General features: G+C 63.9%; 26 protein-coding genes and 1 pseudogene. 23 read left to right on the top strand and 4 right to left on the bottom strand.

Annotated elements, in window-relative coordinates; all coding sequences use genetic code 11:
• Positions 1-16: 16 nt before the first annotated feature.
• Together cbiE and cobM are read left to right on the top strand one after the other, a co-directional pair.
• Positions 17-1,270 (top strand): precorrin-6y C5,15-methyltransferase (decarboxylating) subunit CbiE, encoded by a 1,254-nt coding sequence (gene cbiE, locus ACREC7_RS06170; protein ID WP_431554813.1) that lies wholly within the window; start codon positions 17-19, stop codon positions 1,268-1,270.
• Positions 1,267-2,031, top strand: a complete 765-nt coding sequence (gene cobM / locus ACREC7_RS06165; protein ID WP_431554812.1) for a precorrin-4 C(11)-methyltransferase — start codon at positions 1,267-1,269, stop codon at positions 2,029-2,031. Before cbiE ends, cobM begins: the two co-directional genes overlap by 4 nt.
• On the opposite strand, the gene ACREC7_RS06160 is transcribed toward cobM, so the two are convergent.
• Positions 2,007-3,128, bottom strand: coding sequence for a cobalt-precorrin-5B (C(1))-methyltransferase (locus ACREC7_RS06160; RefSeq protein ID WP_431554811.1), 1,122 nt, complete (start codon positions 3,126-3,128; stop codon positions 2,007-2,009). The genes cobM and ACREC7_RS06160 overlap by 25 nt on opposite strands.
• A gap of 53 nt (positions 3,129-3,181) precedes the next feature.
• Between ACREC7_RS06160 and cobA the strand changes: the two genes are divergently transcribed.
• The 6 genes from cobA to ACREC7_RS06130 all read left to right on the top strand — a co-directional run bounded on the left by cobA (position 3,182) and on the right by ACREC7_RS06130 (position 8,361).
• Positions 3,182-3,988: a uroporphyrinogen-III C-methyltransferase gene (cobA, locus tag ACREC7_RS06155; RefSeq protein ID WP_431554810.1), complete on the top strand. Its 807-nt coding sequence runs from the start codon at positions 3,182-3,184 to the stop codon at positions 3,986-3,988.
• Positions 3,988-5,343, top strand: coding sequence for a cobyrinate a,c-diamide synthase (locus tag ACREC7_RS06150; RefSeq protein ID WP_431554809.1), 1,356 nt, complete (start codon positions 3,988-3,990; stop codon positions 5,341-5,343). Before cobA ends, ACREC7_RS06150 begins: the two co-directional genes overlap by 1 nt.
• Positions 5,340-6,356, top strand: coding sequence for a nicotinate-nucleotide--dimethylbenzimidazole phosphoribosyltransferase (gene cobT / locus ACREC7_RS06145; protein ID WP_431554808.1), 1,017 nt, complete (start codon positions 5,340-5,342; stop codon positions 6,354-6,356). The genes ACREC7_RS06150 and cobT overlap by 4 nt, the downstream gene beginning before the upstream one ends.
• Positions 6,343-7,107, top strand: a complete 765-nt coding sequence (gene cobS / locus ACREC7_RS06140) for an adenosylcobinamide-GDP ribazoletransferase (protein WP_431554807.1) — start codon at positions 6,343-6,345, stop codon at positions 7,105-7,107. The genes cobT and cobS overlap by 14 nt, the downstream gene beginning before the upstream one ends.
• A gap of 82 nt (positions 7,108-7,189) precedes the next feature.
• Positions 7,190-7,528: a c-type cytochrome gene (locus tag ACREC7_RS06135; protein WP_431554806.1), complete on the top strand. Its 339-nt coding sequence runs from the start codon at positions 7,190-7,192 to the stop codon at positions 7,526-7,528.
• Positions 7,525-8,361, top strand: coding sequence for a universal stress protein (locus tag ACREC7_RS06130; RefSeq protein WP_431554805.1), 837 nt, complete (start codon positions 7,525-7,527; stop codon positions 8,359-8,361). The genes ACREC7_RS06135 and ACREC7_RS06130 overlap by 4 nt, the downstream gene beginning before the upstream one ends.
• Before the next feature lie 12 nt (positions 8,362-8,373).
• On the opposite strand, the gene ACREC7_RS06125 is transcribed toward ACREC7_RS06130, so the two are convergent.
• Complete coding sequence (locus ACREC7_RS06125; RefSeq protein WP_431554804.1) at positions 8,374-8,643, bottom strand: hypothetical protein; 270 nt, start codon at positions 8,641-8,643, stop codon at positions 8,374-8,376.
• An 88-nt stretch (positions 8,644-8,731) separates the two neighbouring features.
• Here ACREC7_RS06125 and ACREC7_RS06120 point away from each other — a divergent pair, with 88 nt between their 5' ends.
• From ACREC7_RS06120 to ACREC7_RS06085, 8 genes are all read left to right on the top strand, one after another.
• The gene (locus ACREC7_RS06120; RefSeq protein ID WP_431554803.1) at positions 8,732-10,249 is read left to right on the top strand and encodes a sensor histidine kinase; all 1,518 of its coding nucleotides are present in this window, start codon (positions 8,732-8,734) and stop codon (positions 10,247-10,249) included.
• Positions 10,239-10,853 carry a response regulator FixJ gene (gene fixJ / locus ACREC7_RS06115; protein ID WP_431554802.1) on the top strand — a complete coding sequence of 205 codons (615 nt, stop codon included), beginning with the start codon at positions 10,239-10,241 and terminating at the stop codon, positions 10,851-10,853. Before ACREC7_RS06120 ends, fixJ begins: the two co-directional genes overlap by 11 nt.
• Positions 10,854-10,994: 141 nt before the next feature.
• Positions 10,995-11,363: a hypothetical protein gene (locus tag ACREC7_RS06110; RefSeq protein ID WP_431554801.1), complete on the top strand. Its 369-nt coding sequence runs from the start codon at positions 10,995-10,997 to the stop codon at positions 11,361-11,363.
• A 47-nt stretch (positions 11,364-11,410) separates the two neighbouring features.
• Positions 11,411-11,791 carry an STAS/SEC14 domain-containing protein gene (locus ACREC7_RS06105; protein ID WP_431554800.1) on the top strand — a complete coding sequence of 127 codons (381 nt, stop codon included), beginning with the start codon at positions 11,411-11,413 and terminating at the stop codon, positions 11,789-11,791.
• Positions 11,792-12,127: 336 nt separating this feature from the next.
• Positions 12,128-12,814 carry a helix-turn-helix domain-containing protein gene (locus ACREC7_RS06100; protein WP_431554799.1) on the top strand — a complete coding sequence of 229 codons (687 nt, stop codon included), beginning with the start codon at positions 12,128-12,130 and terminating at the stop codon, positions 12,812-12,814.
• 38 nt (positions 12,815-12,852) lie between these two features.
• A complete protein-coding gene (locus ACREC7_RS06095; protein WP_431554798.1) occupies positions 12,853-13,191 on the top strand; it encodes a c-type cytochrome in 339 nt (112 codons plus the stop codon).
• A 72-nt stretch (positions 13,192-13,263) separates the two neighbouring features.
• Positions 13,264-13,689: a 2TM domain-containing protein gene (locus ACREC7_RS06090; protein WP_431554797.1), complete on the top strand. Its 426-nt coding sequence runs from the start codon at positions 13,264-13,266 to the stop codon at positions 13,687-13,689.
• On the top strand, positions 13,686-14,126 hold the full coding sequence (locus ACREC7_RS06085; protein WP_431554796.1) for a host attachment protein: 441 nt from the start codon (positions 13,686-13,688) through the stop codon (positions 14,124-14,126). Before ACREC7_RS06090 ends, ACREC7_RS06085 begins: the two co-directional genes overlap by 4 nt.
• 64 nt (positions 14,127-14,190) lie before the next feature.
• Here ACREC7_RS06085 and ACREC7_RS06080 read toward each other — a convergent pair whose 3' ends face one another.
• On the bottom strand, positions 14,191-14,427 hold the full coding sequence (locus ACREC7_RS06080) for a hypothetical protein (protein ID WP_431554795.1): 237 nt from the start codon (positions 14,425-14,427) through the stop codon (positions 14,191-14,193).
• 24 nt (positions 14,428-14,451) lie between these two features.
• On the opposite strand from ACREC7_RS06080, the gene ACREC7_RS06075 reads away from it, so the two are divergent.
• The 7 genes from ACREC7_RS06075 to ACREC7_RS06045 all read left to right on the top strand — a co-directional run bounded on the left by ACREC7_RS06075 (position 14,452) and on the right by ACREC7_RS06045 (position 23,672).
• A complete protein-coding gene (locus ACREC7_RS06075) occupies positions 14,452-14,625 on the top strand; it encodes a LuxR C-terminal-related transcriptional regulator (RefSeq protein WP_431554794.1) in 174 nt (57 codons plus the stop codon).
• A gap of 645 nt (positions 14,626-15,270) precedes the next feature.
• On the top strand, positions 15,271-17,160 hold the full coding sequence (locus ACREC7_RS06070) for a PQQ-dependent dehydrogenase, methanol/ethanol family (RefSeq protein WP_431554793.1): 1,890 nt from the start codon (positions 15,271-15,273) through the stop codon (positions 17,158-17,160).
• A 158-nt stretch (positions 17,161-17,318) separates the two neighbouring features.
• Complete coding sequence (locus ACREC7_RS06065) at positions 17,319-19,145, top strand: quinoprotein dehydrogenase-associated putative ABC transporter substrate-binding protein (RefSeq protein WP_431554792.1); 1,827 nt, start codon at positions 17,319-17,321, stop codon at positions 19,143-19,145.
• Entirely contained in the window at positions 19,142-20,020 is an 879-nt protein-coding gene (locus ACREC7_RS06060) for a hypothetical protein (protein ID WP_431554791.1), read from the top strand. Before ACREC7_RS06065 ends, ACREC7_RS06060 begins: the two co-directional genes overlap by 4 nt.
• Positions 20,021-20,573: 553 nt before the next feature.
• On the top strand, positions 20,574-21,002 hold the full coding sequence (locus ACREC7_RS06055) for a c-type cytochrome (RefSeq protein ID WP_431554790.1): 429 nt from the start codon (positions 20,574-20,576) through the stop codon (positions 21,000-21,002).
• 373 nt (positions 21,003-21,375) lie between these two features.
• Positions 21,376-22,677, top strand: coding sequence for an ABC transporter substrate-binding protein (locus ACREC7_RS06050; protein ID WP_431554789.1), 1,302 nt, complete (start codon positions 21,376-21,378; stop codon positions 22,675-22,677).
• A gap of 23 nt (positions 22,678-22,700) precedes the next feature.
• Positions 22,701-23,672, top strand: coding sequence for a PQQ-dependent catabolism-associated beta-propeller protein (locus ACREC7_RS06045; protein WP_431554788.1), 972 nt, complete (start codon positions 22,701-22,703; stop codon positions 23,670-23,672).
• 235 nt (positions 23,673-23,907) lie between these two features.
• Here the strand turns inward: ACREC7_RS06045 and ACREC7_RS06040 are convergent.
• Positions 23,908-24,139: pseudogene (locus tag ACREC7_RS06040) on the bottom strand (molybdate ABC transporter permease subunit); the annotation flags it as partial.

The following is a 24,139-nucleotide window of genomic DNA, read 5'->3' as shown; positions in this document are numbered from 1 at the left end:
CTGACGAGGTCGCATTGTGAGTGGGCACGGTCAACAGGCGCGATGGCTTGCCATCGTCGGGATCGGCGAAGATGGCGCCGAAGGACTTACGCCTTCGGCCCGCGCCCTCATCAGCAACGCCAAGCTCGTGATCGGTGGCAAGCGCCATTTGGCGCTCGCCGACGGCCTGCCGCAGGCAGAGTCTATGGCCTGGCCGAGCCCCATCGCCGAGTCTATCCCCGAAATCCTCGCTTATCGCGGCGAGCCTGTCGCCGTGCTTGCCTCAGGCGATCCCTATTGCTTCGGCGTCGGCGCCATGCTGTCGGCCCATGTCCCGCCGGAGGAAACCATCTGCGTGCCGGCGCCGTCGTCGCTGTCGCTTGCTTGCGCGCGGCTCGGCTGGGCGCTTGACGACACCACCTCAGTGTCGCTGTGCGGCAGGCCCATCGAAACTCTGGCGCCGTCGCTCCAGCCGAACCGCCGCGTGCTCGCGCTCTCGGCCGACGCAACGACTCCCGCAGCGGTCGCCCGCTACCTCACGCAACGCGGTTTCGAGACATCGACGATGCATGTGCTGGAAGCGCTTGGCGGTCCGCGCCAGCGCATGCGCACGATCGCCGCCGGCCGTTTCGGCTTCAACGATGTCGAGGCGCTGAACCTGATCGCCATCGAGGTGGAAGCGAGCCCAGGCGCCAAGATCGTCCCGCTCGCCTCTGGCCTGCCCGACGACATGTTCGAGCATGACGGTCAGATCACCAAGCGCGAGATCAGGGCGGTGACGCTCTCCTCGCTTGGCCCCTGCGCCGGCGAGCTGCTGTGGGACATCGGCAGCGGCTCTGGCTCCGTCGCCATCGAGTGGCTGCTGCGGCATCCCTCAACCCAAGCCGTCGGCATCGAGCGCGATCCTCTGCGCGCCGCCCGCGCCGCTCGCAACGCGGCCGAGCTCGGCGTGCCGCGGCTCGACATGGTGACCGGCGAGGCGCTCCCCGCGCTCGATAAACTGCCAACGCCCGATGCGATCTTCATCGGCGGGGGAGGGGAGCCTGGGCTGATCGCCAAGGCCTACGCCGCGCTGAAGCCTGGCGGCCGGATCGTCGCCAACGCCGTCACCATCGAGACCGAGACGGCGGTGCTTGCCGCGCAACAGAAGTTCGGCGGCACGCTGACGCGCCTCTCCGTCGAGCGCCTCGATGTGGTCGGCGGCAAGCAGGCCTTTCGCCCCGCCATGACCGTGACCCAATGGAGCGCGGTCAAACCACTCGTGGCGAAGCCACTCGCGGTGAAGCCATGACCGTGCACTTCATCGGCGCCGGTCCAGGCGCGCCCGATTTGCTGACGCTGCGCGGGGCGGACCTCATCGCCAGCTGCCCGGTTTGCCTCTACGCCGGGTCACTCGTGAACGTAGACATTCTCGCGCTTTGTCCCTCCGGCGCGCGCATCGTCGACACGGCGCCAATGAGCCTCGACGAGATCGTCGCCGAGTTCGAGGCGGCACACAAAGCAGGCCACGACGTGGCGCGGCTCCATTCCGGCGACCTTTCGGTGTGGAGCGCGGTCGGCGAGCAGCTTCGCCGCCTCGATGCGCTGCACATTCCCTATACATTGACCCCCGGCGTTCCGGCCTTCGCCGCGGCGGCTGCGGCGCTGAAACGCGAGCTGACGCTGCCCGAAGTGTCGCAATCCCTCGTGCTCACGCGCACCTCCGGGCGGGCCTCCGCCATGCCGCCGCGCGAGACGCTTCCCGCCTTCGCCGCGACCGGCGCCACACTCGTGCTGCATCTCTCCATCCAGGCGCTTCCCCGCGTGGTCGAGGAATTGACGCCGTTCTATGGCCCCGACTGTCCTGCCGCGGTCGTGGTGCGTGCGAGCTGGCCCGACGAGCGCATCGTCGAGGCGACGCTCGGCACGCTGCTTGGCGAAGTCGCCAACGATCCGCCCGAGCGCACCGCCTTGATCCTGGTCGGCCCCGTGCTTGCGGCGGAAAACTTTCGTGAGAGCGCGCTCTATGACGCCAACTACCGGCGCCGCTACCGCTTGGGAGGCGCCGCATGAACAGCCTTCGGCTGACTCCTCCCAGCGAGCTTCCCCTCGCGATCGAAGATCACGATGTCGAGTTCTGTCGGAGATCCGGCCAGCACCTCAGCGGCAACATCCCAGGCGCGCGCTGCGACTTCATCGCCGAGCTGAATGCCTTCGGTCGCGGCAAGAGCGAATGCTTCCGGCGTGGTGTTGGCGCTCACGATGCGGCGCGCCAGCGCTTCAGACCCGCCGCACTCCCGCGCCACCTCAGCCAGCGCGCCAAGCTCGACGCGTCCGCGCGCCGAATGAAGATCGAGCATGCCTTGCGCGAGCTTGGTGATCTTGGCCACGCCGCCGGCGATGGTCACGCGCGCCACCGGATGCGTGCGCAGATATTTCAGCGTGCCGCCGACGAAGTCGCCCATGTCGAGCAGCGCCGTCTCAGGCAGATCGTAGAGCGCCTTGACCGCGTCCTCCGAGGTGCGCCCCGTGGCGCCGGCAACATGGGTAAGCCCGGTCGCACGCGCGACATCGATGCCATTATGGATCGAGGCGATCCACGCCGCACAGGAATAGGGCACGACCACGCCGGTGGTGCCGAGGATCGACAGCCCGCCGACAATGCCGAGCCGCGCATTCAGCGTCTTTGCCGCCATCTCCTCGCCATGCGGAATGGAGATCTCGATCTCGACATCGCCGCTGCGCCCATGCGCACGCGCCGCCTCGGCGATTGCTGCCCGCATCATCTTGCGCGGCACGGGATTGATCGCTGCTTCTCCCGGCGGGACCGGCAGCCCCGGCAGCGTCACGGTGCCGACGCCCGGCCCGGCCTTGAACTGAACGCCGCTCCCGGCAGCGCCCGCCCGCACCGTGGCGAGCACGAGCGCGCCGTGGGTCACGTCAGGGTCGTCGCCGGCATCCTTGATGACGCCTGCCGTCGCCGTCCCGTCGCCCTGGCGGTTGACGGCAAGCGCGAAAGCGGCGGTCCGGCCGCCGGGCAGCGTGATCTCCACCGGATCTGGAAATTCGCCGGTCAGAAGCGCAGTGAAGGCAGCCTTGGCCGCAGCCGTGGCGCAGGCGCCGGTGGTCCAGCCGCGGCGGAGCTTGGGTGCCTTGTCCAGGTCGTCCATCGGCAAGGCAATAGAGCTTTGCCGCTTGCCTGTCACCGCGAGGGATGCCCGGCATGAGCGACCGCTTGCGCAGAGCTTTTGCCGGGTTACCGCGCTTCGAGCCTGGTCATGTCTGGCTTGCCGGCGCAGGGCCCGGCGACCCGGGCCTGCTCACGCTGCATGCGCTTGCCGGCCTCGCCGAGGCCGATATCGTGGTGCACGACGCGCTGGTCGACGCACGCGTGCTGGCGCTCGCCCATCCCGGCGCCACTCTCGAATTTGCCGGCAAGCGCGGCGGCAAACCGTCGCCGTCGCAAGGCAACATCACCGACAGGCTCATCTCGCTCGCCCGTGCCAATCTTCGCGTGCTGCGCTTGAAGGGCGGCGATCCTTGCGTGTTCGGCCGTGGCGGCGAGGAGGCGCTGGCGCTCGCCGCCGCCGGCATTCCCTTCCGCATGATTCCCGGCGTTACCTCGGGGCTCGCGGCGCTGACTGTGGCCTCGATCCCCGCCACCTTGCGCGGGGTGAGCCAGGCTTTGATCCTGGTCACCGGCCGTTGTGGCGATGAGGAAGACGCCGTGGATTGGGCGGCGCTCGCGCGCACCGGCCAGCCCATCGTGCTCTATATGGGTTTGAGCAATCTCGAAGAGATCGCGGCCTCGCTCATGGACGCAGGCCTCGATCCGCATGAGCCCGTGGCGGTGATCGCCTCGGCGACGCTGCCCGAGGAGCGCATCCTCATCTCGGAGCTTCACAGCATCGCCGCCGAGACTCGCGCACTCGCCTTCGAGGCGCCGGCTATCATCGCCATCGGTTCCATCGTGAAGGTGAGGGCGAAGCTTCTCGATCTTGCGGCACGTGTGCCGGAGATGGTGGCGTGATGCGGTCGAAGGCAAAAGCGCTTCTCATCGCGGCGCCGCGCTCGGGCGCCGGCAAGACCACGGTCACGCTCGCTCTGCTTGCTGCCTTTCGCCGCCGCGGGGTTCGCGTCCGCGCCGCCAAATGCGGTCCCGACTATATCGACCCTGCGTTCCACGAAGCTGCCGCCGATGCGCCTTGCCTCAATCTCGACAGCTGGGCCATGGGGCCTGCGCTGCTCGACAGCATCGCTTGTGAGGCGTCCGCCGGCGCCGATCTCCTCATCGTCGAGTCGGCCATGGGCCTGTTCGACGGCGCCGGCACCGGCGCGATCGGGGAGGGCGCCGCGGCCGAGCTTGCCGTTCGTCTACGCTTGCCGGTCCTGCTTGTGCTCGATGTTGCCGGCCAGGCGCAATCCGCAGCCGCGTCGGTGCTTGGCTTTGCCAGCTTCGATCCGCGCTTGCGCATCGCCGGCATCATCTTGAATCGTGTCGGCAGCGACCGCCATCGCGCGTTGATCGAGCGCGCCATCGCCACCCTCGACATCCCGGTCCTTGGCGCCATTCCGCGCGACAAGGCGATCCATCTCCCTGAGCGGCACCTCGGACTGGTGCAGGCGCTCGAGCATCACGACCTCGAGCTTCGCCTGCATCGCCTCGCCGAGCTCGCCGAGCGCCATTGCGACCTCGCCCGCATCCAAGGCCTCGCCGCTCCGCTCAGGGTCGCCCAACAACCAGTCGCCGCCTTGACGCCGCTTGGTCAGCGCATCGCGCTCGCGTCCGACCCGGCCTTCGCCTTCATCTATCCGCATGTGTTGAGCGGCTGGCGGCTGGCTGGCGCGGAGATCGTGACCTTCTCGCCGCTTGCCAACGAGCCGCCGCCGGAGGATTGCGATGCCTGCTGGCTTCCCGGCGGCTATCCGGAGCTGCATGCCGGCACGCTCGCCGGCGCCGCGCGCTTCAAGGCGGGGCTCAAGCATTTCGCCGTGAGCCGCCCGGTGCATGGCGAGTGCGGCGGCTACATGGTGCTGGGCGACGGGCTTGTCGATGCGGAGGGGGCGCGCCACGCCATGGCCGGCCTGCTCACCCATGCGACGAGCTTCGCCGAGCGGCGCCTCCATCTCGGTTATCGCGCCGCGACGCTTCTTGAGGATTGCCCGCTTGGGTCGGCGGGTGCGCGATTGCGCGGTCACGAATTCCACTACGCTTCTCTCACCGAGCCTGGCAACGACCTGCCTCTTGCCGAATTGTTCGACGCGGACGGTACAGCGCTCGGCCCAAGCGGCGGACGGCGCGGCTCCGTCACCGGCACCTTCTTTCATGCCATCGCCCGGGAGGACGATCTGGCGGGCCAGCAGAGACTGGCGAAGCTCGCATGAGCGGCATCGCCAGTCTCGCCGAACTGCGGACGCGCCTTGCAAACCTGCCCGAAGGCGACGACGGCGCAGCCTCGGCCATCGCCGAACGCCAGTCGCGCTTGACCAAGCCGCAAGGAAGCCTTGGCCGGCTCGAAGAGCTTGTCGCCTGGCTCGGGCGCTGGCAGGGCCGCGAGACGCCGCGGCTCGATGACGTGTCGGTGCTGGTGTTCGCCGGCAATCATGGCGTCGTGGCGCGCGGCGTCTCTGCCTATCCGGTCTCGGTCACCGCCCAGATGGTGGCGAATTTCGAGCGCGGTGGCGCCGCCATCAATCAGATCTGCAAATCGGTCGGTGCCAGCTTGCGCGTGGTCTCGCTCAAGCTCGATGCGCCCACCGGCGATTTCACGCAGCAAGTGGCCATGAGCGAGGCTGAGTTCATCGAGGCCGTGGCGGCCGGCTACGACGCCGTGCCGGCAAGCGCCGATCTCGTCTGCCTTGGCGAGATGGGCATCGGCAATACCACGGCTGCGTCGGCTCTTGCTGCTTCTCTGCTCGGCGGCGGCGGCGAGCGCTGGGCGGGGCGCGGCACCGGCCTTGACGATGAAGGCATGGCGCGCAAGCGCGAGGCGATCGACGCTGGCCTCGCCCTCCACCGGACCCATCACCAAGATCCGCTCGCCGCGAGCATGATCTTCGGCGGCCGTGAGCTTGCCGCCATCCTTGGCGCCGCGCTCGCAGCCCGGCGTTACCGTGTTCCCGTGCTGCTCGACGGCTTTGTCGCCACTGCGGCAGCAGCACCGCTGGCGCGGCTTAATCCGAGCGCTCTCGACCACGCCCAGGTCGCGCATTGCTCAGCCGAAGCCGGGCATCGCGGGCTCTGCGCCGAGCTCGGCATGCGGCCGATCCTCGATCTCGACATGCGGCTCGGCGAAGGCTCAGGCGCCGCGCTCTCGGTCTCGGTGCTCCGAGCGGCACTCGCCTGCCATCTCGGCATGGCCACCTTCGATGAGGCAGGGGTCGATGAACGCGGCTGAGATGCTGCGCCAAAGGCTGGCCGAGCTCGCCGCCGCCTTCGCCCTGCTCACGCGGCTGCCTGTGCCTCGCCTGCACTTACCGCGGCTAACGGTGCCGTCGGAAGCGGTGTGGGCCTATCCCATTGCGGGCGCCGCGGTCGGCGTTATCGGCGGCGCTGTCTATTGGTTCGCCCATTCTCTGTCCTGCCCGCCAGCACTTGCTGCGCCCTGCGCGCTTGCCGCCATGATCCTCTTAACCGGCGCGTTGCACGAGGATGGGCTTGCCGATTTCGCCGATGGCCTCGCCGGCGACACCAAAGAGCGGAGCCTCTCCATCATGCGCGATCACCAGATCGGTACCTATGGCGTCCTCGCCCTCGTGCTCTCCCTGGCCGTGCGCGCGACCGCCATCGCCCTCATCGCCGAGCCGGCCATGGTGATGGCGGCGCTCATCGCCGCCGGCGCCGCGAGCCGCTCGAGCGCGGTGCTGATCATGGCGGCGCTGCCGCCAGCCCGCCGCGACGGCATGTCCGCATCGGTCGGAAGTCCCACTGCCGGGCTCGCAGCCATCGCGCTCGGTGTGACCTTCGTCGTCGCCTGGCTGCTCTTGCCACTTGGCGTCTCGCTGCTGTTGATCGTGAGCGCCGGCGTCAGCGCCGTTGTTATCGGCCGCGTGGCGCTCAACCGCCTCGGAGGCCAGACCGGCGACGTTCTCGGCGCGAGCAGCCAGCTTTGCGAGTGCCTGGCCTTGATCGTGCTGGTCGTCGTCTAGGTTAAATTCTTGACCAGCATCAAATCGCCGAACCCGGTTTCGCGCTGTTATGAGGATCGTGTTTCTGATCCGGAGTCTGGCAATGAAGTCTCTATTCACGGCGCTCAGCGCCGGTATTGTCCTTGCGGCGGCATTTGAGATCGCGACTGCGGAAGAGCCCGCCGATCCGCAAGCAGGCTTCGAATATGCGCAAACCTATTGCGCCACCTGCCATGCGATCTCCGAAGAGAAATCGCCTTTGCCTCAGGCCCCGCGCTTCAGGAACGTGGCCGACCAGCCGGGCATCACCGCGATCGCCTTGCAGGTGTGGATGCAAACCTCGCATCCCACCATGCCAAATATCGTCGTTGCCCCGAACGACATGCGCAACGTGATCGCCTATATCCTCAGCCTCAAGGGCCGTGAGGGATCGACACCTTGAGCAGCAAGCTCTCCAAGATTCTCCTGCCCGTGAGCCAGCAGGGAACGACCGAGGCTTGCCGGCGAGCCGCCTTCGGCCTCGCGCGCGACTTCGCTGCGCGCCTCGAAGTGGTGCATCTCTGCCCCGCGGCCTGGCAGCGGCTGCCCTATGCCACGGAGATCAGCCCCTTTTTTTCCGAGGAGGTTCTCGATATCTGCCGCGGACAGGTTTCCGCCGATCAGGCAGAAGCGAAAGCCTGGTTCGAGCAGGCCGTATTGGCGCATCCCGGGGCTCCTACCGACTTCCAGTGCGTCGAGGGATTTCCCGCCACGACCATGACGGCGCGCGCCCGCGTCGCCGATCTCAGCGTGGTGCCGAGCATTGCCGCGCGGGATGATGAATTTTGGATGGCGGTGGGCGACGCCGCCTTGTTCCAATCGGGCCGGCCCGTGCTTGTCGTTCCTCAGGAGACGCCGAACCGATTTGGCGAAACGATAGTCGTGGCCTGGAAAGACAGTGTCGAGTCTGTTCGCGCCGTGACGGCGGCAGAGCCGTTCCTCGCCAAGGCGAAGCGCATCGTGCTGCTCTCCGTCGCCGAAGACGACAAGGACGACCCGTCACTGGCGGCGATGGCCGAATATCTCGCTCTCACCGGGCTGAACGTGGAGACGTCGAGGATCGCTTCGAAATTCGACACGGTCGGCAAGGCGCTGCTGCACGGAGCTTCGAATGCTCCCGGGACGCTTCTGGTCATGGGCGCCTACGGCCACTGGCGATGGCGCGAATGGGTGTTTGGCGGCGTCACCCAAGAGGTGCTGCGCGACGCCACGGTACCGGCTCTGATGGCGCATTAGCGCCTAGAGCCGCTAGCGCTTGGTCAGAACGCCGTAGATGAAGCCGGCGCCGATGGCAATGGCGACGGCCGTAAGCGGATTGCGGCGCACGGCGGCCGCGACCTCCTCAAGGGCCGCGTTGGCCGTGTCCTGCATGTTCTCGAGCTGATGGCCTCCGAGCCGTTTGACATCGTCGGTCAACCATCTGAGGTCCTCGCGAAGGCCGGCCAGATCCTTGGCAATCTGATCCATATCCTCGCTCAGCCCCTGGCGGGCGGCCATGTCGGCGTCAATGGGCGCCATATCTTCCTCCCTTTTTGCTAAATGAGGCTAGCCTAAAGCGCATTTCGAACTCAAACATGACACATCGCAGCGTCGCCAGGGGCTTCAGGTGAGTCTTCAGTCCGAAGCCGGCAATTTTCAGCGATTGAGAGAGGCGATCTCGAGCCCTCAATCGGTCGCGGCGCATTATTGGCTCGCGGTCGTGGCCGTTGCCGCGCTGTTTCTGGTGCGGATCGGTCTCGGCCCCTGGCTGCACCCGCACGGCGCCTTCCTCCTGTTCATCCCGGCCATTCTACTCGCCGCCGGTGCCGGCGGATTGGGCCCTGGCTTGGTTGCCACCGCTCTCAGTTTAGCTTTGGGAATCTTTGTCGGCGGCGTCGAGAATCTGACCAGGCCCGAGATCGTCGAAGCCGCGATCTTCGCGGCCGTCGGCATCGGCATCTCCTGGTTCGGCGAGCAGCTCTGCCGCACCCGCCTCCATGACCAGGAGACCGCCAACAATCTGCGGGCGCGCGAGGCGCATCTCAGGTCGGTTCTCGATACCGTGCCCGACGCGACCGTGGTGATCGACGATCGCGGCGTCATCCAGTCGTTCAATGCCGCCGCCGAGCGCCTGTTCGGCTTTCGCGAGGCTGCGGTGATCGGGCACAATGTGAGCATGCTCATGCCGACTCCCTTTCGCGAGGAGCATGACGGCTATATCTCCCGTTACCTCGCGACCGGCGAGAAGCGCATCATCGGCATCGATCGCGTGGTCACCGGCCAGCGCAAGGACGGCTCGACCTTTCCCATGAAGCTTGAAGTCGGCGAGGTGCGATCCGCCGACCGCCGCTTCTTTACCGGCTTCATCCGCGACCTGACCGAGCGTCAGGCGACCGAGCGCCAGCTCGAGGAGCTGCAATCGGAATTGGCGCGCCTCTCCAGGCTGACCGCCATGGGCGAGATGGCCTCGACGCTCGCCCACGAGATCAACCAGCCGCTCTCTGCCATCGCCAACTATCTGCAAGGCTGCGGCCGCTTGATCGAGGGCATCGAGCATCCGAACGCGCAGAAGATTCACGATGCCTTGGCCGAGACCACGCACCAGACGCTGCGCGCGGGCCAGATCATCCGCCGCTTGCGCGAATTCGTGGCGCGCGGCGAGACGGAGAAGCGGCCTGAGAGCATCAACAAGCTGGTTGAGGAAGCAAGCGCCTTGGCCCTTGTCGGCGCCAAGGAGCAGGGTGTTAAAACGGTGTTCCGCTTCGATACGCGGGCGGGCCTCGTCCTCGTCGAGAAGGTGCAGATTCAGCAAGTTCTCCTCAATCTGATCCGCAATGCGATCGAAGCCATGCAGGGGTGTGTGCGAAAGGAGCTCGTAGTTGAAACGGCTCTGTTGGACCACGGCATGGTCGAGGTCAGGGTGGCCGACACGGGAAGCGGCCTTGCCGAGGAAATCATCTCGCGCCTGTTTCAGCCTTTCGTCACCACCAAGCCGGCCGGCATGGGCGTCGGCCTTTCCATCTCCAAGCGCATCATCGAAGCTCATGGCGGAGAGATGTGGGCTGAGGCGAATCCCGGCGGCGGGACGATGTTCCGATTCACGCTTGAGCCTTCGAGTGAGATGAGGGGTCGTGATGCCGGCTAGCTTCGTCGTGCACATCGTCGACGATGACGAGGCGGTCCGCCAATCGCTCACCTTTCTGTTGAGCACCGCCGGCATCCCGGTCCGCGTCTACGAGTCGGCGACCTCCTTCCTCGGCGCTCTCGCCTCGCTTCAGTCGGGCTGCCTGATCACCGACGTGCGCATGCCCGACATGACCGGGCTCGAGCTTCTGCAGCGATTGCGAGCCAAGGACATCAAGCTCCCCGTCATCGTCATCACCGGCCATGGCGACATTCCGCTCGCCGTCGAGGCAATGAAATCCGGTGCCATCGATTTCATCGAGAAGCCGTTTGCCGAGGAGGCGATCCTGCGCGCGGTCCGCGCCGCCGAGGATCGCAGCAAGAAGCTCGGGCGGAGATCGGAGGAGGAAGCTCAGGTCGCGGGCAGGCTCGCATCGCTTTCCGAGCGCGAGCGGCAGGTTCTCGACGGGCTCGTGGCGGGACATGCGAATAAGACCATCGCCCACGAGCTCGGCATCAGTCCCCGCACCGTCGAGGTCTATCGCGCCAACCTCATGACGAAAATGCAGGCGAAGAGCCTTTCCGAGCTCATCCGCATCGCTCTTGCCACCCGCACGGCGGACTGATCGGCCCTCAACAATTCCAAGTCTTATCCCTCGAAACTGGTTTGACGCAGCTCAAAGCGGGCTGCGGCACGTGTGCATACCCTCGCTCTGATGGCGGAAGGGCTCATGCAGGGGCGCCGCGCGAGAGCGAGGACAGCGATATTGGCAGAGGCTGGTACCGTCCTCATTGCTGTCAGGGATTCGGTCCTGGCCGACTCCTTGCGCTTTTCCTTGGAGCTTGAGGGCTACCAGGCGAAGCTCTGCGAGCCGCCGGTGGAGCGGCTAGCCGATGTCGAGCTCAGGACGTGCCTGCTGCTCGACCAAGAGGTTTTCTCCACCCTTATGGGCAGAGGGGACACAGGCATACTGACGCGCTTCGGCCTGCCGACGGTGCTCATGGTGAACCAGCGCACCCAACGCCTCATGGACCATGCCAATGCCGCAGGGGTCACCGCCGTGGTCGAAAAGCCGCTGCTCGGCGGCGTCCTCTTCGAGGCGATACGGTCGGCGCTGGACGGAGACGCAGGCTAGACGGAAATTATCCCCCTCAACCACGAGACTGGGCCTGGCCGCGACGCATGCTGACCTACAAGGAAATGGACAACCTCGCCGCTGTCGAGATCGAGCTCTCCGACCGGGTGTCGACCGAGGAATTCGACAAGGCGGCGAAGAAGCTCGAGGCCTTCATCGCCCGTCACGGCCGGGTGCGCGTGCTCGAAATCGTCAATCACTTTGAAGGCATGGACGTGAAGGCGTTGTGGCACGATGTGAAATTCAGCCTGCGTCATCTGAACGACTTCAGCCGTTGCGCCATCGTCTCCGACGCCAAGTTTCTGTCGCTGTGGTCGACCATCGCCGATCCGTTCCTCGACTGCCAAGTCGCTTGTTTCAAGTCTGACGAGGTCGAAGCCGCGCGAGACTGGCTGCTCTGGCCCGAAGGGGCCGCCGACGTCATCTGAACATTAAACTTAGTCATGGCCAGCCTTGTGCCGGCCATCCACGAATATTTCGGCTGAGGTTAGCGTCCCCTCCCCCCTTGAGGGGGAGGGACAGGGAGGGGGGGTCTACTGAAGACTCTTCGTCCGTTGCATCGCGCCTCACCCCCCTCGGATCGGCTGAGCCGATCCTGCTCCCCCTCAAGGGGGGAGCGAAAAGAGAGATTGCACGCGGCTTGTACTCGGGCCGACTGAGCGGCGCATCTACGTAGTTTCCCGTAGGGAGGCGACACGAATTTTCGCGCGGCGGGCATAGGACTACCAATGGCGTCAGACGCCGATTCCTCAGGGAGGATCACGATGCTGACGCAAGCCGCCCACGCCACTCAGCTCAACCACCAGCCGGACATCGCCCTTCCTCTTCGCGGCAAGCGCGCCGACGAAACCTCAGGGCTTGGCGCTCTCGGCGTCGTCATGAGCGTTGGCCGCAATATGGAAGTCTACGCCGAGGGCGAGCCAGCCGGTAACGTCTACAAGGTCATTTCCGGCGTGGTCAGGATCAGCAAGCTGCTTCCCGACGGCCGCCGCCAGATCAGCGCCTTTCATATGCCGGGAGACATGTTCGGCTTCGAAGCTGACGATCTGCACCACGCTTCGGCCGAAGCGGTGACCCCTGTGAAAGTCATCGCCTATAAATGGCAGAGCCTGCTTGCCGCTGGCTGCCGCTCGGCGAGCCTCGTGCGTGACCTGCTCAATCTGACCATGGTCGGTCTCCGCCAAACCCAGGAGCATCTGCTTCTGCTCGGGCGGAAGAACGCGCTCGAGCGCGTCGCGGCCTTTCTGTTGGATACGGCCAGGCGCACCAAGTCGGGGTCGGTCGTCGAGCTCGCCATGGCGCGGCACGACATCGCCGACTATCTCGGCCTCACCCTCGAGACGGTCTCCCGCATGTTTGCCGAGCTGAAAGAGCGCGGCGCGATTAGGCTGGAGAGCGCGAGGCGCGTCCATTTGCTCGATCGCGACCAGCTTGCCGCGCTGAGCGCGTAAAGTTTCACGAGCTTGCCTTGATAAGGAGGGGCCACCCAGTGCTTCGCCATGTGTTTGCCATCCTTGCGCTGCTTCTCCCGGTGCCGCTAGCCCTTGCCGGGGTCACCTCGCTGCCCGACCCGAAGGCGGGTAAGGCTTTGGCCGAGAAACTCTGCACCAATTGCCATCTTGTTGGCAGCGCCACGCAGCAGCAACCCGCAAATGCCGACGTTCCGAGCTTCCCGGAGATTGCCAACCTCGAAGGGCAGACGGCAGGCGCCATTGCCGCGCGCATCATGCTGCCCAAGCATCCCATGCCGCAAATTCCCCTGACCAAGGCCGAGATTTCCGATCTTGCCGCCTATATTCTCAGCCTGCGGAATGAAGCCAAGCCGTAAACCTCACGGCGGGGTTCTGCGTTATAAGTTCAGGATGACACGCGGGCTCACGTAGGGACGACAACGGAAACCATGCGTAAGGATCCCGCCCTGCGTGCATTTCTCATCCATCTCGGCATCTACGTGGTGGTGGTGGGCGCGCTCGCCGCGCTCAATCTTTACCGCCATCCCGACCACCTCTGGTTCATCTGGGTGCTGTTGGGCTGGGGCATCGGCGTCGCCGCGCACGGCCTTGTACTCTTGCTCAAGCACACGAAGCGGCACGAAGCGATCTTCACCGACAAGAGGAAGCGCGGCTTTCTCGTTCATCTCTTCGCTTATGTCGCGGTCAACGCGCTTCTGATCGCCGTCAATCTCCTTTACAGCCCCGGCCGTTATTGGTTCCTCATTCCGCTTCTGGGATGGGGCGTGCTGCTCGCCGCCCATGCCTATCTCGCCTTCTATCGCGGCCGCGGAACCACTTCGCCTGGCGCCGCGCGAACCGGAGCTAAGTCATGAAGAAACCCAGACTTTGGTACGTGATCGCCGATGGCGGGAGGGCGCGCTTCGTCGAGCGCGACGATCAAGGCGCCTTCCGCACGCTGTCGAGCTTCGTCTCCACCGAGTTGCACAAGAGCGCGCACGAGCTTGGGCGCGACCGCCCGGCGCGGGTCAAGGAAAGCGCCTCGCCAGCCCGCTCCGCCATCGAGCCTCGCCGCGACCTGCACGAAGCCGCCAAGGAGGATTTCATCCGCACCGTCGCTGAAACGCTCGCCGCCGAGCTCAAGGATCAGAAGTTCGATGAGCTCGTGCTGGTGGCGCCCCCCGGCGTTATCGCCGAGCTCAAGGGCTCGTTGAGCAAGCCAACCGCCAAGGTCGTGGTCAAGGAACTGCACAAGGACCTGACCAAGGTGCCGGACCACGAGCTGACCGGGCACCTCGCGCCTAAGCAGTAACCACCAACTGTCATGGCCGGGACAAGCCCGGCCAAGACAAGTCCATAGTTTCCCTCTTTCGACTTCACACCATTCGCGCCGCGAGCGGCTGCTTTAGCCGCACCTTGCGCAAGCCGAGATCCTCAGGATTGGCAAAGGGCAGATTGGCTAACTGAGCCGGGATAATTCCCGAAATCATTGCCGTTGCCTTGTCGCGAAGTCGGGAAACCCTGGCAGGCCCAGATCGGCTAGCCTCCGCATCGCCACCGAACGAAAGCCCCGCAACCCAAATCGGGTGCAGGAAACCTTCCTGCGGCGACATTGACACGAGCAAACTCTGGCGCTCGTGGCCGAAGGCAAGCCCTACGGCGTCATCGCCGAGCACCTGCATGTGAGCTACAAGACGGTCGCCAATACTTGCACTCAGCTCGAGGCCAAGCTTGGCGTGCGCACGCTGCCCGAGTTGATGCGGATTGCCATCCAGCATCTCCCCTCGGCGACGGCGCGGCCGCCCAAATGACGTCGAGCAAAGCGATGTCGCGCTCGACCGCCGGCTGATCGGAGCACCGGCCCGCGCACGGCGTGTCAGCTTTCTTCGAATCGTCGAACCGCAAATCAATCGCTGTGCGCAATGGGTCAGTGCGCGCTGCTCGCACGCGTTTGAGGCACTCGGCCGCGCCACATGCGATGAATTTTCAGCCGCACTACCTTCGTGCACTGCACAATTTTGATCGTTCCTTGAGCATGATTACGCGGCACCAGAAATGCAGGAAACCAATGCTTTGCAGTTTTTGCTTCCACGGGAAATTTTCACTTGCAAAGCGAACGCATTTGGCAAATATGGGCGGGCAGCTTGGCAACGAGCGGGCCGCCTTCTGGCAAGGGGTTTTTGATAACCCCCGCGACGCGCTCTGGGCTAGGCTCTGATTCCTCGTGAGGTGTCACTAGCGTGAATGTGGTCGTTAGAGAACCCGCTACTGCGGCGGGCGCGAGGCGCGTTCAATTGCTTCGGCGCTTTAGGCAGCCTCTCACATCCACTCTGAACATTTGGCAAACTCGCAAGGGCTTCAGTCCCCTTGGCAATTAGCTGCTGAGGGTAAACCACCACTACCAAAACAACTCAGCTTAATCGGTGAACTGAGTAAGCTAGGGAGAGGAGAAGGAAATGAACTACCTCAAGTGTAGTCTCGTAACCGGCGCGCTCATCGCCTTGATGATGGGTGTGTCGGGTGCGGCTATGGCTAATTCCGACGAGGAGCAGCTCAAGAGAATGGCTGATCCGGCCCAATGGCCGGCTCCTGGTCGTGACTTTGGCCTGACCCGCCACAGCGCGTTGACCGACATCAATACCGGCAACGTGAACAAGCTTCAGATGATCTGGTTGCAGGGCACCAACGCTCTGCGTGGCCATGAAGGTCAGCCCCTCGTCATCAAGGACGTTGGTGGCAAGACCATGTTGTTCATGGTCAGTGGCTGCCCAGCCATGTCGAACTGCAACGTGGTCCAAGGCCTGGATCTGACCGATCCGGACAACCCGAAGCAGGTTTGGAACTATGTGAAGAAGACCGACCGTGACGAATCGGCTGTGCCGCGCGCTTGCTGCGACACCGTCAACCGTGGCGGTTCTTATGCCGACGGCAAGTTCGTGTTCGGCACCCTCGACGGCTTCGTCATTGCTCTCGACGGCCAGACCGGTCAGGAAAGCTGGGTTGTCAAGCATGCTTTCCCTGAGCACGGTGAGACCATCACCCCCGCTCCATTGATCGCCGACGACAAGGTGATCATCGGCTTCGGCGGTGACGAGTTTGCTGCTCGCGGCCGTGTGGTTGCCTACAACCTCTCTGACGGCTCTGTTGTTTGGACGGCCCAGAGCACGGGTTCCGACGCTGACGTGCTCCTGACCCCGGACACCAACAAAGCCAACCCGCAATACGGTCAGGCTGGTTCCGATCTCGGTATCAAGACGTTCCCGGGTGAGGACTACAAGATCGGCGGCGGCGCTGCTTGGGGCTGGTACAGCTACGACCCCGAGTCGAAAGTCGTCTACTACTCGACAGGCAACCCCGGCCTGTGGAGCCCTGCCTATCGTTGCCCCGACAAGACTCATGAAGAGTGCAATGCCGGCGACTTTGACAACAAGTGGTCGATGACGATCTTCGCCCGCAACGTCAAGGACGGCACTGCGGTTTGGGCCTATCAAATGACTCCCTTCGATCAATGGGATTATGACGGCATCAACGAGAACATGTTGACCGACATGAACGTCGACGGGAAGAAGGTGAAGGCTCTCACCCACTTCGATCGTAATGGCTTTGCTTATGTGCTCGACCGCACTGACGGCACGCTGCTCCGCGCCACGAAATACGTGACGACGGACTGGGCCGAGAAGGTCGACATGAAGACGGGCCGTCCGGTCAAGGTGCGCGAGCACTCTCCGCTCGAGCGTGGCCGCAACGTCTCTGCCTGCCCGTCAGCTATGGGCGGCAAGGACCAGCAGCCGGGTTCGGTCGATCCGAAGGAAGGCAACATCTTCTACATGCCCACCAATAACTGGTGCATGGAGCTGGAGCCCCAGGAGCGCACGCACACGAACCAGGGCACGGTTTACGTGTTCGCGAACGTGTACATGTTCCCTGAGAAACCCGGCACCACCGGCAAGATCAAGAAGTACGACGTCTTGGCCGGCAAGTCCTTGTGGGAGATCCCGGATCCGTACCCGAATTGGGGCGGCACCATGGTCACCGACGGTGGCTTGATGTTCTACGGCAGCCTTGGCGGTGACTTCCGCGCTGTTGATCGGAAGTCCGGCAAGATCCTGTGGAGCCGCAAGCTTGGTTCCGGCATCATCGGCAACCCGGCGACCTGGAAGCTCAATGACAAGCAGTACGTTGGCGTCTACAGCGGTATCGGCGGCTGGATCGGCCTGCCCGTGACTGCTGGTCTCGACCTCAGCGACAAGTTCGGCGCCATTGGTGCGACCGCGATGACCAAGGCCGCTAGCCTGCAGTTCATCCCGCAGGGTGGCGAGCTGAACGTCTTCAGGGTCATGGAATAACCTGACCCTCTAGACTAGACGTTATGGACGCCCGATGCCCTTGCGGCATCGGGCGTCTTTTTCCTATATAAGGGGACGAACTTCAGGCCCCCCTTGCGGCTGCGATGATTGGGACCGCGTCCCACCGCTCGCGCCCTCAAACCAGCGAAGTAACGCCAGTGTCTCCCATCACCTTACGCATTTTCACGGCGGCGGCCATCTGCCTCGCCGGCCTCGGCCTTGTCGCGGCTCCTGCGGTTGCGGCGAAGAAGCCCTTCACGCGCGATCTGAGCAAAGAGTTCGACGATCTCACCCCAAGCGAGAAGATTTCCATCCGCGCGGCCGCCAAGGCCGCCTACAAGGCGAAGAAGATCGATCGGATCGTCGTTTGCGCCGATCCGGGCAACATGCCGTTCTCCAACATCAAGCAGGAGGGCATGGAGAACAAGATCGCCAACGTTCTCGGCGAGGCCATGGGCGCCCAAGTGAGCTTCTATTGGCGGCCGATGCTCGAGCGCGCGCTCAATCGCGAGACCTTCGACGCGCAAAGATGCGACGTGATGATCGATGTGCCCGCCAATTACGGGTCGCAGCTCACCACCACACCGGTCTATCGCACCACTTACGTGCTCGCCTATCGCAACGACAAAGGCTTCGACTTCAAGAATTTCGACGATCCCAAGCTCAAGCAGGTGAAGATCGGCGTTTTCCAGACCTCCGGCATTCGCGAGGCGTTGGTGAAGCACGGCATCGTCGACAATCTCAAGCTGCACGTCATTACCCATGACGCCGATCTGAAACCGGAAAATCAACCTTGGTATCAGGTACAGCAGGTCGTCGACGGCGATCTCGACGTCGCGGCGGTGTGGGGACCGTTTGCCGGATGGGTCAAATCGAAAGGTGAGCCCATCACCATTCAACCGGTGAACCTTTGGGAAGACACGACACCGCTCGAGTTCGACCTCGCCATCGGTGTGCGCAAGACCGACGTGCTCTTGAAATACGCCCTTGAATTTGCTCTTGAGGACAAGAAGGACGAGATCGAGAAGATCTTGCGGTCCTTTGGCGTTCCGCTCGTGCAGTGCAGCCGCTGCCTGATCGCCGGCGACCTGCCAGCGCACGGTTATTACAATACTGTTTCGCAGCAGGATTTTAAGGCCCGTCCCGACCTCGCCTCGCCCGACCAGGTCGTCACCCAGCAGAAGCTCGAAGGCTGGCTCGAGGCGGGCGCCGACATCACCCAAGAGCTGAGCAACGCGGTCATTGCCAACGATACGGCGCGCGTGAAGTTTTTGGTCGGCAAGGGCGCCGGCGTCAACCAGGTCGACAATCAGGGTGCCACGCCGCTCACCAGCGCCGCCCGCGACCGCCATCCGGAAATGGTGGAGTTCCTCATTGGACTCGGCGCCGATCCCAATCTGGCGAACAATGACGGCATGACGCCGCTGGCTGCCGCTGTGCTGCGCGACCATGTGCCGACGGTCAAGGCTCTGCTCGCCCACGGCGCCGACATCGAAAAGCCGGGGCCGGAAGGGTACCGGCCGCTGGCGGTCGCCATCGCCGAGGACAGATACGAGGTGGCCAAGGCGCTCATGGAGGCTGGCGCCAACGTGAACGTGCCGGCCGGTCCTGACGAACTCACGCCGCTCATGGTCGCGGTGGCGCAGAGCTCACCGGGGGAGGGCGCCGTCTTCTTGCCCTCGAGTACGCGTCCTCTCGATATCGCCAAGGGTCTTTTGGAGCGCGGCGCCAACCTGAACGCCAAATCGAAGTCTGGCGTCACCGCGCTGATGGTGGCCGCGGCGCACAACAATCCGCCCATGATCGGGCTTCTGATCGAATCCGGCGCCGACACCGCAGCCAAGAACAATCAAGGCAAGACTGCCGAGGATGTGGCGGAGCTGAACAAGAATATGGAGGCTGCCCAAGCCATCAGGGTGCTCGCCACGGCAAAGTCGGCAAGTGCTCCGGAGGCTAACGGCAAGCCGGGTACCTCGAGCCAATGACCTCGGCTCGTTTGCAGCGGTCTTGGCGATCGATTGCACGAGCCACGGCCATCGCCGTGGTTTTGTGCTTTGGGCTTCCCGCGCCTCTGACCGGCTTCGTGCCGTTCTTGGCCGCTTCCCCCGCCGCCGCAACGTCGGAACGCGACTTCACCGAGGATGACGCCAACGCCGCGGCGAAGAAGGTGATCGACGAGCGAAGCAAGGACGGCGCGTTCGTGTTCCGCGATCCGAAGCTCAACGCCGATCTCCATCTCATCTTTGACGAGTTCAAGATCACGCGCGGCATGGAAGGTTATGGCTGGTTCCCGAACGCTGTCTTTCACGACAAGGACGAGCCGAAAAAGAAATACGCCATCGACTTTTGGTTCAAGCCCGACGGAAAGGACCTGAAATTGATGGACATCCGCGTGCAGAAAGGTCCGAAGCAGGAAGGCGACAGCTGGGTCATGATCACGCGCTCGCCGCAGGCCTGGTGGTGGTTGCCGGCAGGCGAGCACCCTGGGGATATGGAGGTGACCCGCGCCTGGCAGGTGATGAGCGCCATCCACGGCTATATCGCCACGCATAAGGACAAGGATGGCAACCTTCCCATCAAGGACGACAAGACCGGCGAAACTTTGCCGCTCGAATTCGTCGAGATCCACCAGCCGGTGCGGCATCTCAAGAAGGAAGGGGAGTATTTCGTGTGCACCGACTTTCGCAAGCCCGGGAGCCAGGATGAATATTACGACATCGATTTCTGGGTGAACCAGAAGACCGGCAGGCTCCAAGTCGACAACGTCAAGGTGCACAAGGTGCCAGTGCAAGAAGACGGCGTGTGGACGCAAGTGCCGCGCTACACTTTCGATAATAAGACTTTTGAAGTCACCAATTGATCGGCTGCGCTGATGGGAACAGTCTCTGCGACATTTGCGCCCGAGACTCAGGCTGGCAAGGAGTCTACGGAGGGTGCCGTTACCAGGGCCGTTAAGGCTATGGTGGCCAAACGCTCGAAAGACGGCGTATTTTCACTAAAAAATTCCCGGACCGGCATCAGTTTGAACCTTGCCTTCAGCAAGGCGGGGGATGGTGCGGGGCCGGCAATGCCGTGGCCAAGTTGCAACGTGTTTTCCACGACAAGGCCGCTCCTGGTGAGCAGATGTCTAGGACCTGACGGGAAGAAGCTCGGTTTAGAAGTCTGAAAAATCTCAATCAATGGCAACTAGGGTAAGGAAGCGAACTGTGCGCAAGATGATGATTGGACTATTGGCGGTAGGATTTGTATCTGCCGGTGCCTGGGTCGGCTGCTCGCAGGCGGCCGATGAGGCGGCACCTGCGGCGACCCCCGCGGCCCCAGCAGCAGGCGGGGAATCCGCAGCGCCGGCAGCAGGCGCCCCCCCAGCCGCCCCAGCCGTTCCGGCTGCCGGCGGAGCAGCACCTGGCGGTCCAATGCTTGGCCCCGCCACGCCGCCGTTGGAACTCGTCGCCAGCACCCCAAAAGGGGAGCTGAAAAACCCCTACAACGGCGACATCGCCGCCATCGCCGAGGAAGGTCACCACAGATACCTGTCCGCCGGCTGCAATGGCTGCCATGGCGGCGGCGGCGGCGGCGGCATGTGCCCGCCACTCACCAACGACACGTGGGTCTATGGCGCGGCCGACGACACGCTATTCCGCCTCATCACCCTCGGCTCGGACGGGCTGAGCAAGGCTGGCTATACGCGCCTCAAGCACGAGGTCGTGGTCGGGCCGATGCCGCCATTCGGCGCCATCATCAAGACCAGCGACGATCTCTGGCGCATCATCGCCTTCATCCGCTCGGTGAATCCGTCCTCGACGAAACTGATCGACGTACCCTACGCACCAAACCCCTATTAAGCGTCGCGCCACCTTATTGGATTAACCGCCAAGTTGCTTAGTCAGCTTGGCGGTTCACACGCTCCGCCGCGAGGACGTGCAACTAAAGCGTGCCCGCGGGGACCTCCGTTTTGCGCGCCCGCGTGACCGCACCTCCTATCGCGCGCCACTCCCGCCGCTCCTCCTATCCCGCACTGCATCATCGCTAAGCTTGCCATTGTTTAACTTGGCAAAAAGATTGCCATGCTGTTCGGTGCGCATTGCCATAAATCCGTATCTCTGGAAGATAGCTTTCCAAAGCCTGTGACCACGTGCGAACAGGGTGGAATAGCGGAGGCCGATGTTGCGTTTGTCCGTGTCTTGCCTGCGTCATAGGGCCAAGTTTCTTGCCCCCTTGGCCGCCTCCCTCCTGACAGTCTGCCTGGTCGCGGGCCATGTGCTGGCCGAGACCCCTCAGGCAAGTCCCGCGCCAGCTCCGGCGGCTGCCGCGGCCCCTACCGCGCCTGCCGCGAACCCGCAAGCGCCCGCCGCTCCCGCTCCGGCCGCTGCTCCCGCTCCTGGGGCTGCCGCCGAGACCAAGCCGATGCGCATCTACTATCTCGGCAAGGAATATGACGAGCCTCTGCCGCTCTCCTACGCCGAGAAGCCGATCACCGACAAAGGCATCCAGGGCGCGCGTTTGATGCTGAAAGAGGCGAACCAGGCAGGCGCCTTGGTCGGCTCCTCCTTCGAGCTGGTCGAGGCCATCGTCCCGCAGGACGGCGACGTCGTCGCCAAGGCCAAGGAGATTTTGAAGAACGGCGACGCCTTCATCATCGCCGATTTGGAGCCTGCCGATCTCATCGCCGTCGCCGATCTGCCCGAGGCCAAGCAATCGGTCATCATGAACATCCGTTCGAGCGCCACTGCGCTCAGGCAGGAGCTATGCCGTCAGAACGTGTTGCACATCATTCCCGACTATGCCATGCGCGCCGACGCGCTCGCCCAATATCTCATCTGGAAGAAATGGCCGCGCTGGTTCGTGATCCGTCGCGACACGCCGCAGGATCAGGACTATCTCGCCATGGTAAAACGTTCGGCCGCGCGCTTTGGCGGCAAGGTCGTCGACGACAAGGTCTATGACCTGCCGCCTGGCGCACGAAATCTCGACTCCGGCCACCAGCAGATCCAGGCGCAAATCCCGATGGAGACGGAGCAAGCCCCCGACCATGACGTGGTGTGGGTCATCAACAGCGACGACGATTTCGGCGACTATTTGGCTTACCGCACCTATACGCCGCGCCCGGTGGTCGGCACTCAAGGCCTTCAGGCGGTGGCTTGGGACAAGTCCTATACCGAATCCGGCGCCATGCATTTCCAGAACTCCATCCCGCGCATCGCCAAGCGCCAGCCCGTCGAGCGCGACTACACCGCCTGGCTCGCGTTCCGGTCGCTTTCCGATTCGGCGATGAAGTCGGGCACGACCACGCCGCAAGAGCTGAAGGCCTACCTGCTCTCCGATCAGTTCAAAATCGAAGGCTTCAAGGGTCAGGCGCTGAGTTTCCGCACCTGGGACCACCAGATGCGCCAGCCGATCATTCTCGGCGGCGGCACCCGCGTTCCAGTCTCGACCTCGCCGCAGGAAGGGTTCCTGCACGAGAAGTTTCTCACCGACACGCTTGGCTTCGACGAGCCGGAGACCAAGTGCAAGTTCTAATAACCGCAATCTGAGGAAACCCCATGATTCGATTTTCCGTCATCGCCACCCTTGCGGCGCTTTCGATGCTCACCGCGACACCGTGCTTCGCCGTGACCATCTTCGTCTCCAACGAGAAGGACAATACCGTCACGGTGATCGACGGCGATACGCTCGAGGTGAAGAAGACCATCAAGGTGGCGCGGCGCCCGCGCGGCATCATCCTCAGCCCCGACAACAAGGAGCTGTTCGTCGCCGCCGGCGACGGCGACATCATGGAAGTGATCGACACCGCGACGCTGGAGAAGAGCCGCGAGCTGGAATCCGGGCCCGACCCCGAGCTGATGGCCGTGGACCCAAAGGGCGAGAAAATCTACATCGCCAATGAGGACGACTCACTCGTCACTATCATGGATATCAAGAGCGGTGACGTTCTTGGCGAGGTGTCGGTCGGCGTCGAGCCAGAAGGCATGACGGTAAGCCCAGATAGCAAATACACCGTGGCCACTTCGGAGAGCACGAGCATGGCGCATGTCATCGACAACACATCGGGCAAGCTGATCGCCAGTGTGCTCGTCGACTCTCGCCCGCGCGAGGCGAAGTTCACCCATGATGGCAAGGAGCTTTGGGTTTCCTCTGAGGTCGGCGGCTCGATTTCGGTGATCGATCCCGCGACCTGGAAGGTCGTCAAGAAAATCACCTTCGAGGTGCCCGGCGTGCGGCCCGAGGCTCTGCAGCCGGTCGGCATGGACTTCACCAAGGACGGCAAGCAGCTCTTCGTGGCGCTAGGCCCCGCCAATCGTATCGGCGTCATCGACACCGCCACCAAGGAAGTCAAGGACTACATCCTCGTCGGCCAGCGCCCATGGCACGGGGAGATGAGCCCCGACGGCAAGAAATACTATGTCGCCAACGGTCTCACCAACGACATGACCGTCATCGACGTTGACAGCCTGAAGGCTGAAAAGTCCGTGCCAGTTGGGCGTCTGCCCTGGGGCTTGGCCGTCATGCCCTAACGCGAGGTGGCACTACGCTATCGCCTCCTTGCGCGATTGCTTCGCTGCTTGAGTGCATGAGCGCTCCAGCTTGCACCCCGCTCCCCCCTTGAGGGGGAGCAGGATCGGCGCAGCCGATCCGAGGGGGGTAAGGCGCGATGTCATCGAAACGGTGGAGTTCTTCGTTCAACCCCCCTCCCTATCCCTCCCCCTCAAGGGGGGAGGGGACGACTCGGAGCGGTGGGAAAGGGCGGCATCAAGCGCCGTCGACGCGGTTTCGCCGCTGCACGCGCCTAACGAACGCCTCCGAAGCGAGGACGGCGCCGAGCGAGATCGCGACCGAGATCAGCGTCAGCCTCAGCGCGCCGGCCTCGCCGCCCGGGACTTGCGTGAAGGTATAGATCAGGGTCGGCAGCGTCTGCGTCTCCCCCGGGATGTTGGAGACGAAGGTGATGGTGGCACCGAACTCGCCCATGGCGCGGGCGAAG

It is taken from the genome of Methyloceanibacter sp. (assembly GCF_050728395.1).
Lineage (GTDB): Bacteria > Pseudomonadota > Alphaproteobacteria > Rhizobiales > Methyloligellaceae > Methyloceanibacter.
The sequence above is the reverse complement of the archived record's forward strand: the minus strand, read 5'-3'. Positions and strand labels throughout refer to the sequence as shown.

Excerpts from the sequence above, each read along its gene's own strand:
- cobM (WP_431554812.1), top strand. The coding sequence starts at position 1,267 with ATGACCGTGCACTTCATCGGCGCCGGTCCAGGCGCGCCCGATTTGCTG.
- ACREC7_RS06160 (WP_431554811.1), bottom strand. The coding sequence starts at position 3,128 with ATGGACGACCTGGACAAGGCACCCAAGCTCCGCCGCGGCTGGACCACC.
- cobA (WP_431554810.1), top strand. The coding sequence starts at position 3,182 with ATGAGCGACCGCTTGCGCAGAGCTTTTGCCGGGTTACCGCGCTTCGAG.
- ACREC7_RS06150 (WP_431554809.1), top strand. The coding sequence starts at position 3,988 with ATGCGGTCGAAGGCAAAAGCGCTTCTCATCGCGGCGCCGCGCTCGGGC.
- cobT (WP_431554808.1), top strand. The coding sequence starts at position 5,340 with ATGAGCGGCATCGCCAGTCTCGCCGAACTGCGGACGCGCCTTGCAAAC.
- cobS (WP_431554807.1), top strand. The coding sequence starts at position 6,343 with ATGAACGCGGCTGAGATGCTGCGCCAAAGGCTGGCCGAGCTCGCCGCC.
- ACREC7_RS06135 (WP_431554806.1), top strand. The coding sequence starts at position 7,190 with ATGAAGTCTCTATTCACGGCGCTCAGCGCCGGTATTGTCCTTGCGGCG.
- ACREC7_RS06125 (WP_431554804.1), bottom strand. The coding sequence starts at position 8,643 with ATGGCGCCCATTGACGCCGACATGGCCGCCCGCCAGGGGCTGAGCGAG.
- fixJ (WP_431554802.1), top strand. The coding sequence starts at position 10,239 with ATGCCGGCTAGCTTCGTCGTGCACATCGTCGACGATGACGAGGCGGTC.
- ACREC7_RS06105 (WP_431554800.1), top strand. The coding sequence starts at position 11,411 with ATGCTGACCTACAAGGAAATGGACAACCTCGCCGCTGTCGAGATCGAG.
- ACREC7_RS06100 (WP_431554799.1), top strand. The coding sequence starts at position 12,128 with ATGCTGACGCAAGCCGCCCACGCCACTCAGCTCAACCACCAGCCGGAC.
- ACREC7_RS06090 (WP_431554797.1), top strand. The coding sequence starts at position 13,264 with ATGCGTAAGGATCCCGCCCTGCGTGCATTTCTCATCCATCTCGGCATC.
- ACREC7_RS06085 (WP_431554796.1), top strand. The coding sequence starts at position 13,686 with ATGAAGAAACCCAGACTTTGGTACGTGATCGCCGATGGCGGGAGGGCG.
- ACREC7_RS06080 (WP_431554795.1), bottom strand. The coding sequence starts at position 14,427 with ATGTCGCCGCAGGAAGGTTTCCTGCACCCGATTTGGGTTGCGGGGCTT.
- ACREC7_RS06070 (WP_431554793.1), top strand. The coding sequence starts at position 15,271 with ATGAACTACCTCAAGTGTAGTCTCGTAACCGGCGCGCTCATCGCCTTG.
- ACREC7_RS06060 (WP_431554791.1), top strand. The coding sequence starts at position 19,142 with ATGACCTCGGCTCGTTTGCAGCGGTCTTGGCGATCGATTGCACGAGCC.
- ACREC7_RS06055 (WP_431554790.1), top strand. The coding sequence starts at position 20,574 with ATGCTTGGCCCCGCCACGCCGCCGTTGGAACTCGTCGCCAGCACCCCA.
- ACREC7_RS06045 (WP_431554788.1), top strand. The coding sequence starts at position 22,701 with ATGATTCGATTTTCCGTCATCGCCACCCTTGCGGCGCTTTCGATGCTC.